This is a genomic window from Sphingopyxis sp. NFH-91, assembly GCF_021401285.1.
GTDB lineage: Bacteria > Pseudomonadota > Alphaproteobacteria > Sphingomonadales > Sphingomonadaceae > Sphingopyxis > Sphingopyxis terrae_A.
In genome coordinates this window covers 1-1,101 of record NZ_JACBGA010000034.1, presented here as the reverse complement: position 1 = coordinate 1,101, position 1,101 = coordinate 1, and the positions used below count along the sequence as shown (strand labels likewise).

The following is a 1,101-nucleotide window of genomic DNA, read 5'->3' as shown; positions in this document are numbered from 1 at the left end:
TAGGCGAGCACGTCGGTTTCGGCCTCGTCCATGCAGGCGCCGAGCTTGGGCCAACGGGTGCGCAACTGGTCGGCGACCTGTCGCCAGACCTGCGTTGCGCTTTTCTGATCGGGCTGCAGGAAGACCTGGCGGATCGCGGCGGCGACGACAGTGTTCTGGCCCTTGGGCACATAGGACAGGGCATTGCGCATGAAGTGCACCCGGCAGCGCTGCCAGGTGGCGCCCATGACGCGGGTGATCGCGCCCTTGAGGCCCTCGTGAGCATCGGAGATGACCAGCTTCACGCCGGTAAGACCGCGCCGAACAAGGTCCTTCAGGAAGTCGGACCAGAAGACCTCCGCTTCCGAGGGGCCGATATGCAGGCCGACGATCTCGCGCCGGCCCTCGGTGTTGACGGCCATGGCGATTATTGCGGCAACGCTGATGATCCGCCCGCCTTCGCGTACCTTGAGATAGGTGGCATCGAGCCAGAGATACGGCCATTCGCCGGTGAGCGGGCGTTTCAGAAAGGCATGGACGCGCTCGTCAATGTCCTTGCAAAGCTTGGAGACGGTGGACTTGGAGATGCCGGTCATGCCCATGGCCTGGACGAGTTCATCGACCCGCCGGGTGCTGACCCCGCCGATCCACGCTTCCTGGATCACCGCAACCAGCGCTTTCTCGACCATCTTGCGGGGCTCAAGGAAGCCCGGAAAATAGGACCCAGCACGCAGCTTGGGGATTTTCAGGTTCAGCGTGCCTACCCGGGTATCCAGCGAACGGTCGCGATAGCCGTTGCGCCAGGTCGCGCGCTCGCTGCTGCGTTCGTGGCGACCCGCGCCGATCAGGCCATCAACGTCGGCCTCCATGATCAGCTGCAGCACGTTCTCGGCGATGGTGCGCAAAAAATCCGGTTGGCCGCCCTTTGCAGCCAGCTCTTCGATCAGTAATCTGTCCTCGGTCATCGGGAACTCCTCTTCGTCACGGTTGAAGTGTGCAAACTCCACCATAACGATGAACCCGGTGGCCACCAGCGACGCCGCATTCCGGGGTGGGGCATGCCCCACCCCGGAATACACCATCGCCTACACCGGAAATTACACCACGAGCGCGGACGCTAAC

The 1,101-nt window shown here is 63.1% G+C and carries 1 protein-coding gene; it reads right to left on the bottom strand.

Annotation, left to right across the window (positions count from 1 at the left end):
- Nucleotides 1-944 (bottom strand): IS256-like element ISSpma2 family transposase (locus tag L0963_RS19590; protein WP_234181518.1); only part of this gene is annotated, 944 nt, incomplete at its 3' end.
- Nucleotides 945-1,101: the final 157 nt, after the last annotated feature.